The sequence below is a fragment of the Ancylothrix sp. D3o genome, from assembly GCF_025370775.1.
GTDB lineage: Bacteria > Cyanobacteriota > Cyanobacteriia > Cyanobacteriales > Oscillatoriaceae > Ancylothrix.
The window spans coordinates 1-9,071 of record NZ_JAMXEX010000055.1; the positions used below are offsets into that span (position 1 = coordinate 1).

General features: G+C 42.3%; 9 protein-coding genes and 1 CRISPR repeat array. Of the genes, 4 read left to right on the forward strand and 5 right to left on the reverse strand.

From position 1 onward, the window contains the following. Window positions 1-551 precede the first annotated feature (551 nt). Entirely contained in the window at window positions 552-974 is a 423-nt protein-coding gene (locus tag NG798_RS26065) for a hypothetical protein (protein ID WP_261226645.1), read from the forward strand. A 361-nt stretch (window positions 975-1,335) separates the two neighbouring features. On the opposite strand, the gene NG798_RS26070 is transcribed toward NG798_RS26065, so the two are convergent. The 4 genes from NG798_RS26070 to NG798_RS26085 all read right to left on the reverse strand — a co-directional run bounded on the left by NG798_RS26070 (window position 1,336) and on the right by NG798_RS26085 (window position 3,530). Beyond that, a complete protein-coding gene (locus NG798_RS26070) occupies window positions 1,336-1,812 on the reverse strand; it encodes a hypothetical protein (RefSeq protein ID WP_261226646.1) in 477 nt (158 codons plus the stop codon). 49 nt (window positions 1,813-1,861) lie between these two features. After that, complete coding sequence (locus NG798_RS26075; RefSeq protein ID WP_261226647.1) at window positions 1,862-2,128, reverse strand: transposase; 267 nt, start codon at window positions 2,126-2,128, stop codon at window positions 1,862-1,864. A gap of 169 nt (window positions 2,129-2,297) precedes the next feature. Continuing rightward, window positions 2,298-2,444, reverse strand: coding sequence for a hypothetical protein (locus tag NG798_RS26080; protein ID WP_261226648.1), 147 nt, complete (start codon window positions 2,442-2,444; stop codon window positions 2,298-2,300). Between the two features lie 624 nt (window positions 2,445-3,068). Then, window positions 3,069-3,530: a hypothetical protein gene (locus NG798_RS26085; protein WP_261226649.1), complete on the reverse strand. Its 462-nt coding sequence runs from the start codon at window positions 3,528-3,530 to the stop codon at window positions 3,069-3,071. A 584-nt stretch (window positions 3,531-4,114) separates the two neighbouring features. Then, window positions 4,115-4,523: a CRISPR direct-repeat array (repeat unit 37 nt; unit sequence GTTTCAGTCCCCTTGCGGGGATTCGTTGGATTGAAAG). Between the two features lie 60 nt (window positions 4,524-4,583). Between NG798_RS26085 and NG798_RS26090 the strand changes: the two genes are divergently transcribed. The 3 genes from NG798_RS26090 to NG798_RS26100 all read left to right on the forward strand — a co-directional run bounded on the left by NG798_RS26090 (window position 4,584) and on the right by NG798_RS26100 (window position 7,252). After that, window positions 4,584-5,030, forward strand: coding sequence for a hypothetical protein (locus NG798_RS26090; RefSeq protein WP_261226650.1), 447 nt, complete (start codon window positions 4,584-4,586; stop codon window positions 5,028-5,030). Between the two features lie 295 nt (window positions 5,031-5,325). Then, entirely contained in the window at window positions 5,326-6,132 is an 807-nt protein-coding gene (locus tag NG798_RS26095; protein WP_261226651.1) for a ParA family protein, read from the forward strand. After that, complete coding sequence (locus NG798_RS26100; protein WP_261226652.1) at window positions 6,125-7,252, forward strand: ParB/RepB/Spo0J family partition protein; 1,128 nt, start codon at window positions 6,125-6,127, stop codon at window positions 7,250-7,252. The genes NG798_RS26095 and NG798_RS26100 overlap by 8 nt, the downstream gene beginning before the upstream one ends. 358 nt (window positions 7,253-7,610) lie before the next feature. Here NG798_RS26100 and NG798_RS26110 read toward each other — a convergent pair. Beyond that, the coding region (locus NG798_RS26110) for a hypothetical protein (RefSeq protein WP_317619639.1) at window positions 7,611-9,071 on the reverse strand (1,461 nt) is incomplete at its 5' end.

A 9,071-nucleotide genomic window follows, 5' to 3' on the forward strand; every position in this document is an offset into this window, starting at 1 on the left:
ACAGCTTATTACCCAGCTTCTCCTTTAGATCCAGTAGGGTGTCGATAACATTCAGTTCGAGGACGTTTAGGTTGGTTTCCAGAAGCTGCGTTAACAACGGTAAACTCTCTAATGCTTCTGTGATAAGGGCTTTAGGTGTATCCTTTGGGAATGAGATGGCACAGGATGTATTCATGGTGATAGGCTGTATAAATAAGTATTTATTCTTTTTGGGGGGGACGAGTGGTATCGTCCCTTTTTGTTTAGAGAATCTCAAAAATAGCCATTGAACAAAGCTTTCTGAAAACTGTTACGAGCTTCCACCAGAGGTTGGCTTTGTTGAGCTTCCTTAACACCCTAAAGAAGAGGAGGTTGGTTTTGTTGTTCGATACTAGCACTACAAGCACGGTACTGTCAACACGCATTTAAGTAGCGGTAAGATTAAAAGCCTTTTGTAACCCTACAAGCACTTTAGCACCAGTCAGTATTTTAGCAGCTATAAGACAAAAAGCCCCTCTAGCCCTTTCAGGCTGGGGGTGCAAGAATAAAGTAAATATGTCGCTAAGTAATATATGGACGCAAACGACAAAATCGATACAGTAGATATAAGAACGACCGTAGACCGGGAAACCCATACAGGGTTTCGCCAGCTAGTAGTATCTTTAGCAGGGAAGCTCAAAAAGCGAATCACTATGTCTCAACGGATAGCTAGACTGATCCGATGGGATACGGATTTTTGGCGTGAAACTGGCGAATTCTTAGATTTAGATGGGTGGTTTGAATCTAAAAGCCTACTAGAACTTAATAAGAAAATTAGGGTACAAAGTCCTGAATTAACCGATAAAGTTCAAAAAAATCATGCTAAATTTGTAGAACATACAGGAATTAATGCCCTAAGAATGCAACAACTAACAGAGGGAGATAAAGCTTCTCCTGAAGAGATAGAAATTCTTAGAAAGGTGTTAGGAGATGTTGAAAAATTAGACAAGCAATAGCTTAACGATATCCTGTTGATAAAAACACGATTTCTGGGTTGGGGACACGCCAGAAAACAGGTGGTTGTGCTCAATCATAAACTGTAGCAGCCGGTGTGTGTAGGTATAAATTTCCCATCTAATTATCTGTGCATCCATCTTCAGGGGGCAACAAGCTCTCCTGAAGGCATTTAAAAAAACCTTGGCTGTGGTTCCTTTTTGAAGATGCCTTTCATCACGATTAAAAGCGTGCCAGAGCCAAGTTTGTAGAGCCAAAGTAGTATAAATATCTATGATGCGGCATTTATGAATTTGAAGAGAGCCGGTCGCTTCAGGGGGCGACAAGCGCGCTAGAATGGTTGCTATATAAGCTTTATAGCCCTCAAGCCCTGCTCATAAAATCGGCGGGGGGGGGAATACAACCAATTAATTCCTCTACCCATTTAAGACACTTTTGAAAGGCTACTATCCAATTGTGACCATATAAACCAACCCAAAAGTTGCTATGCCTTTTCCTATTTCTATAGCCTTCAGAGAGCCTACAAATATATGCTTGTTGCCCCCCCTGGACAGCTTTTTTCCCTTGTAACCATGCGGCTGTCATGGCCAAAGCAATTAGTAATATTAGTCTTACTAACCTCTCAGGGGAAGCTTTGGAATCTTCCAGATTATAGCCCCCTGTTTTACAATCTAAAAACATAGCTTCTATCCCAAAACGTTTACTATAGGCTGACAATGTAGTTTGGCAATCCTCAAGATTAGTTAAAAGGTAGAGAGGTTCATCTTTTTGTTTGTTTTTATACTTTTTTTCCAATAAAACGCTAGATTTAACCTGAAAATACCTGGATTTTGACTCCAAATTATATCTCTATAAAACTTTTTTGTGCCAGGTTTTATTGGTAGGCTTTTTAAGGATTTACTTTGGGTCTTTTTTGGCGGAAAGTAGTGTCCTTTTTTTGGCGAAATACAAAGCTTATGTTCTGACGGTGTAACCACTGGGCTAGTTCAACACTATGAAATTCCCGGTCGCCAATAATGACTAATTTATACCTTCTCAGTAAACGGATAACTGGCCGTAAAACTTTTTGTTGTTCGGCAAGATTACCTCCCCCTTCTTTATCCAATAATTCCCAAAATATTGGGAAGGATCTCTTATGATAAATCGCACTTGCCATCAAAACATTATGGTCGCGTCATTGAGTTCTATCTAGGGCTACTATCAGTTCCTTTCCTGGCTTTATTTCTCTAAATAAAAGCTCTTTAATTATCGGGAACCAGAGCAAAACTACGCTCAAAGCATTCTATCTTAAAAACCTTTGCAAGTGGCGACGACGGCTATTTTATTTAATTGGTAATGGAAAAGCTGCTGCGAGGAGTTCTATTTTTACCTGTTTCTGGGTTGGTAACACCCAGAAACCGCATATTCAAAGTAATTAATTGCGCTTTTGTGAGATATTGTTCCAGAATTGTTTGGTAGAATGGTGGCAGCATATATTATTAGTTTTTGTTGCGGTCTTGTGATATTAGCGAGACCGTTTTTTTTTACCATTAAACCTGGATTTTGCAAGGGTATATTTTTGGGGATAGCGAGTTTATTGCCACGTCGGGCAAGTTGAAGAAGCATCTTTTCTGACGGGGGTAAAACCCCAAAACCGTTACCTACCAAGCGTTCTGGGGCGCTTGTCGCCCCCAGAAGTTGGCCAGTGTGGCCCATTTCTTCTTCAAGTCACAGTCCGCGTCGTAATAAGCGTCGCGCGGGTTTGGCGGCTTCTCTAATAAAAAGCAGGCGGCAATAGACTGACCAATGTCAATCCCTATTATTAGTATCTTCATTTTTACCTAGAGAGATATGTTTATTTGAAACAACAGATAAGCCTACGAATCTCCCAAAAGCAAATTAATGCTTACTTCACTCATTAAGGCTCGATTATTTCTGTTGAGTTGTTTTAAATTAATTGAGCCGGCGCTTACGAAACAGCGATAGCAATTAAGCTAATTTCTACATTAAAGCGCCTCACCTCAATTGATTGTTTGCGGATTGGTTTTGACCCAATCCGCGACAGTCAGGGGGGACTGTTTCGCCGGCATCATCAGGGCCGGCATCATCAGGCGGTTTTAGTTAATTGGGTGTTTTTCTATAAAGTTCAAATGTCTTTTCGTCGTTTCTTTTGGTGTCTCTTTAGTTAGCTTTTCCATGATGTCGTAAAACTCTTTTTTAATCTCCTCTGGAATCTCTATTTCATAGAATTCTTTCCACAATACAAAAAACTCTTTTTTTAGTTTCTTCAGAACAACTTTTTTGCCTTTACTTCCATAATTTGCGATGGCCTTAACAAGTATAAATCCATCGCTAAGCACCTCGTCTTCTTCGTCAACGAAAAAGGGAATGTAAAAACCAAGCTCACAAAGAAAAGTTTCCAAGCTCCTTGTTGAGCAATCTTCTTCTCCTGAAACCCAGTCTTTCGCCGTATCAATTAGATCCCTGAAGGAATCGAATCCACAGTTTGAGTTGATTGCCTTTTCTGCTCTCTCCAAACATTCATTCGTAGATTTTTTGATTTCTCTGTACTTACTCATCTGTTTCTCCGTGAAGGCAGCGCCGTTTCTTGCGGTGATTTGGACTCGACCGCGACAGTCCGGGGGGACTGTTTCGCCGGCTGAGTCAGGGCCGGCATCATCAGGCGGTTTAATTAATAATCTTCATCGTCATTATTACAGAAGTAACCGGGGTAGCCAAAATAATCATCGTCATCATCGTCATCGTCATCGTCATCATCATCATCATCCTCATTTTCGTAACAGTAAGCATCATCATGTTGCGCGATTTCATATCTATCTCCAAGACTTTCTCCCGTTACCCAACCCGCTTTAATCGCCTCTGGGTTGCTTGTGCAAACTACTAGCCTTTGCCCCTGAAAGGGGCGACAAGCGCGCTAGAATGGTTGCTGTATAATCTTTATAGCCCTCAAGCCCTGCTCATAAAATCGGCGGGGGGGGGAATACAACCAATTAATTCCTCTACCCATTCAAGACACCGGCGCTCTATTTTATGCTTTGCCCACACATCTAAAAATACAACCAATTAATTCCTCTACCCATTCAAGACACTCCTGAAAGGCAATTATCCAATTTTGACCATATAAACAAACCCAGCTATTCGTGTTTCAGTCCCCTTGCGGGGATTCGCTGGATTGAAAGAATTCCGCAATTGCCGCTGCTTGTGGCTCCACTAAAACGTTTTAGTCCCCTTGCGGGGATTCGTTGGATTGAAAGCGCGCTGGTTCTTCTCTAGGATTCTTCTTTCGCTTTAAGTTTCAGTCCCCTTGCGGGGATTCGTTGGATTGAAAGATTATGACTGAAAAATTACCAGCTATTATTGAAGTTTTTCGGTTTCAGCCCCCTTGCGGGGATTCGTTGGATTGAAAGTTCTCAGCCTTATCTTATTGATAGTTTAGATGAGAGTTTCAGTCCCCTTGCGGGGATTCGTTGGATTGAAAGACCCAGCGACTTATAGATGGCACATAAAAAATTTTGTTTCAGTCCCCTTGCGGGGATTCGTTGGATTGAAAGTACACTGTAGAGTTTTGAGTTAAATTTGACAATTAAACCATCAAGAGACATTTCTTCCTGATGCTGGCCACGACCGCTTTAATAGCTATAATAAATGGGATAGTTGGGTTTTTAAAAACTGATAAAGCTCGGCTGCCGGTATCTGATATCTGGTTTGTGGAAGAAGTCACCGGCAATCAGCTTACGATTCATGGTAGAGGAAATCAAATACTTAAAGTGGAACTGTGCGGGGTGGAGGTGCCGGCTGGTGGCGAACAAAAGGCCCAGATTGAGTTACAACGTTTAATTGATGAATCAGCTTCTCAGGTAGCAATCACATTTTTATCAAGGACTCCTCAAGGGGTGCCGATTGTGGAAGTATGGGTTCATCCAGAAATGCAAGAGGAAGAATCGCTTAATGGCCTTCTTTTACTAAAGCGAGTGGCGATTATTAATCACCAAACCATAGGCTTTTGCTTAAATCGGGATGTGTTTGAGCGAGAAGCACTAAATGTGATCATTCATTAAATGATTAGATATATGAGGCATCCGTAACGTAAGAATCTTTCTGGATGTAAAAGGCTCCAAGTATTGCTTTATATGGCTATGAGGAATGTTGTAAACCCGTTAGGGAAGAAACACATAACGGGTACTTTCTGGATTCCCACATTCAAACGTACTCACTGACTGTGCGATCCAGGGATTCGTAGTGGGTCAAGCACCACAGAATTAAGTAGCAGCCCCTAACTGGTGTTTAGAAAGTGTGGAATAATATTATTCCACTGTGGTGCTAAACTTACAAAGTAAATCGTGGTGTTAGTATATGGCAATCAGACTAGCGCTCCTTTCCAACGCAGGTGGTAGTGGAAAAACTACTCTAGCGGTACATCTAGCTTATTTATTAGGAGTGGCTGGATATAGTGTAGCGCTCGTTGACTTAGACCCCCAAGGTTCCTGCTCTTTAATGGGAGGACTAGCGCGACCCCATCCCGACAAAACCATTGCTGCCGTATTGCAAGACAACTTCCAAGGAGACTGGCCAACCGTACCCCTATGGCCGGATCACATAGAAAATGTGGTAGCAGTACAAGGAGAAATGGCATTAGTAAAAAGCATCAACGAATTAGTCTTCCACGAACGGGGTGCTTATTTACTTAGTGATCGCCTATCAGATTATCCATTATCTCAAGACATCTTAATTTTCGACTGTCCTGCCACATTAGGGCCATTACCTTTAATTGCCCTTTCCGCTTGTACTCATTTGTTAGTTCCCGTACAAGTAGAACCAAAATCAGCTGATGGGTCGGGCAAACTCTTAGAGTGGTTCTACCACAACTGTCGTCGTCTCAGACTCAAACCAGAACCACAGATACTAGGATTCGTTCCTAACCAGTACGATAAAACGATCGCCATTCACCGCAATATTTTAGCGTCCTTAGAACCACAACTATCCAAACTATCCATCCCCTGCTTCAAACCGATTCGGTTCTCCGCAGAATTCAAGAATGCCTCGGCCCTAGGATTACCAATTCACCTTTACCGCCCCCTACATCCAGCCTGCAAAGACTTCACCCCAATAGTGACTAAGATTACTCAACTTATTAAGAAACCAAAGACGATCCATGAGTAAAAAAGCGCAAATAGACATATCCAATTTGTTCTCTGGTGCTGAATATTCCCAAGAAGTCCACGCACTAGAAACTAAAATAAGTGAACTGCAAGCCGAAATCCAACAATTACGTTCTCAAGGAAGCCAACAAGTTGAAACTAAAGTCCAAGAATTGCGTTCAACCCTCACATCAGCGGGTGTAATAGACATATCAGTGGAACAAATAGACCCTAATCCTGACCAGCCTAGACAGACATTTTCGACGGAAAGCATTAACGGGATGATGATTTCCCTAGCCAGTGATGGACAGCAAGAACCAGTTATCCTCATAGAAAAACCAGATGGTCGGCATCTACTATTTGATGGAGAACGGCGTTGGCGTGCGGCTTCGCAATTGCAGTGGAGTACGATAAAAGCAGTAATTATCCCCTGCCCCGAAGCACTGCACCGTCGCGTTCTGCTTGCCAATTTACATCGAGAAAACTTGAATCCGCTAGATATGGCAGAAGCGCTAATCAAACAAATTGCTCAGGTAAGTAATTTAAATATAGAAGACATTCCTCGTATATTAAGAACAGCAGTCCGACGATTAGAAAGGCAAGGGAAAATCACTCGAATTAGTGAAATAGTAGTAGTTAGTCCAGAGGAGCAGCAGGAAGTTTTAGCCGCCTTAGAACTCAACTCATCAGAAAAAAGTGTACTTAGCGTATTACTGTCTTTACAACTAAACCCAACTTCTATAAATACCAACATCTTCCCCATGCTGGGGTTAGCAACAGACTTAAAGCAAGCTATTCGTACTCAAGGACTCGGAGGAATACAGGCACTTACAGTACAGCGTTGTAACGCAAAAACTTTAGGAATTAAAGAACCAGAAGCTAAAAAAGTTAGAGCCAAGTTAATTAAGCGAATTTTACAAGAAAAATTATCCGTAGCTAAAACTAGGGCATTAGTTTCTAAGGAAATTAGCCATTATCAAAAAGAACAATCTAAAGAACAACCGGCATCTCGTGCCACAGGTATAATCCGACAAGTGCGCGAAATGGCAATCGATAATATGGAACAACAGGATTTGAAAGCTCTTAAAGAAGCACTTGCTTCCAAGCTAAATGAAATTGAAGTCATGCTGTCAGCAGAATAAATTAAACAGTTTTTCAGAAATTTTAACTGTTTGATAGACAATGGAAATCAAGAGAAAATAACCCTTTATAAGGCTATAGACTCATTCGCTGATACATTTACGCGGCATCATTCTGGGCATTCCCGAACAATGCAACGATAGCACTATCACCCTCAAAAGTGATGAGGGCGTTATCCCGCAAAGCTTTCAGGAGAATCCCGTGCATCACCCTTCCAATCCCTATCAGCGGTGAGCAAAAAATTGCCCGATGGCATAGGTGAGTTAGATGCCTCCCACTACCTCAAAGCTATCACCACCGGCAGTGCTAATAGTCAGACCGTCAGCCGTGAGCAATAAATGGCCCACCGGCATAGGTAGGTTAAGTACCCACCTCCATCACTTCAAAACTATCAGCACCGGCAACGCTAATAGTCTGGCCATCAGCAGTAACGAAGCTATAGAAATTGGAAAAAGAAGGTTCCGGCACCTCAACCAACCGGCAATTCTCTATCCAGATAATCTGGGGATCTATATGAGTACCAACAAATTGCCTGACACGGAACAGACAATCTCGGACATCATCAAAAATCCGAGCATTGAAAACAGCACTTGCCCGTTCCCAAAAACCAGATATATAAATAATGTGGCGAGTGTACTCGCTAAGATTGTTGTACCAAGATTCCATGCCAGTATAGAAATCAACCATCGCATCAGCAGAAGCAAAAATCCGGCCCTTCTCAACAGAATTAAGCTCAATTAACCACCTAGACAACCCCTTAATGTAGATGTTGCTAGGAAGACTTACCCATTTCGGTAAATTCTGGAGTTGTTGTTTTTGGGTATCAGATAGCAAAGCCCAAACTTGAGTTTTAACCAATGCAGGAAGACAACCAAACTCTTGTAGCTGTTCTTGGATCTCGCACTCTTGTAAGGATGAAGCTATAACACGGGCGGTTTTTTGTTGCTGCTGGTGAGAAAGCCGTTGCCATGCACGCACCTTTATCTCAGCATTTAAGAAAACCATGACCTTATGTATTTGCTTACTCGTAGTAGCAGTTTTGAGTTCTTCTGCTACGGAAATCTCCACATCTTCACCAGAAGCCGGTTGTGGTTCCACCGGCACTCCGACATCACCAGAAGCCGGTTGTGACAACCCTGGTGGAGACCCTAGTGATGACCCTAGTGACGACCCAATCCCAGATAAATCAATGGTTTGAGAGCATTCCCCAACATTTGCTATTTCAGCATCAAAATTTTCAGCAACCAGTTTGCCAGAAACACCATCAAATTTATTATCACTAACCCCAGCAGACTTTTTAAAAAAGCCATCACAGTCATCACAATCAGTCGGGGTAAAGGTTTGAGCCATCACCGGAGTCATCACCGAAGTCATCCCGTCATCACCTATAGCCGTTGAATTATGACCGTTAACATTATCAGCATTTTGGCGTTCTAAAGTGGCCACTTGAGAAGCATGAGAAACAGCACTACCAGCCATCCCCATACCCCCCGGTGCAGTTGGTTTAGGAGACACCGGCTGTGTAAAACCAGATGGGCCAGAGGGTGGTGACGGTGGTAGCGGATTGCCGGTAATAATAAAAGGGTCAGAATCATGCTCACCACGAATTTTAATCCCCAGCCAGAAAGAACCCTGATTATCCGAACTTTTAAGCACATTGTCCAACCGAAGCTGATTAATCAACAAATCATGCAAATTCGCAACAAACCGATTAAGACTAACCACCGAATGACCAGTAGCCCTCGAAAACTCAGCATAATTAGGATAAAGCCAACGACCAACAAACTGATAATAATCAGGATTAGAACGATCCTTCTCTTG

Excerpts from the sequence above, each read along its gene's own strand:
- NG798_RS26065 (WP_261226645.1), top strand. The coding sequence starts at position 552 with ATGGACGCAAACGACAAAATCGATACAGTAGATATAAGAACGACCGTA.
- NG798_RS26075 (WP_261226647.1), bottom strand. The coding sequence starts at position 2,128 with ATGGCAAGTGCGATTTATCATAAGAGATCCTTCCCAATATTTTGGGAA.
- NG798_RS26080 (WP_261226648.1), bottom strand. The coding sequence starts at position 2,444 with ATGCTGCCACCATTCTACCAAACAATTCTGGAACAATATCTCACAAAA.
- NG798_RS26085 (WP_261226649.1), bottom strand. The coding sequence starts at position 3,530 with ATGAGTAAGTACAGAGAAATCAAAAAATCTACGAATGAATGTTTGGAG.
- NG798_RS26090 (WP_261226650.1), top strand. The coding sequence starts at position 4,584 with ATGCTGGCCACGACCGCTTTAATAGCTATAATAAATGGGATAGTTGGG.
- NG798_RS26095 (WP_261226651.1), top strand. The coding sequence starts at position 5,326 with ATGGCAATCAGACTAGCGCTCCTTTCCAACGCAGGTGGTAGTGGAAAA.
- NG798_RS26100 (WP_261226652.1), top strand. The coding sequence starts at position 6,125 with ATGAGTAAAAAAGCGCAAATAGACATATCCAATTTGTTCTCTGGTGCT.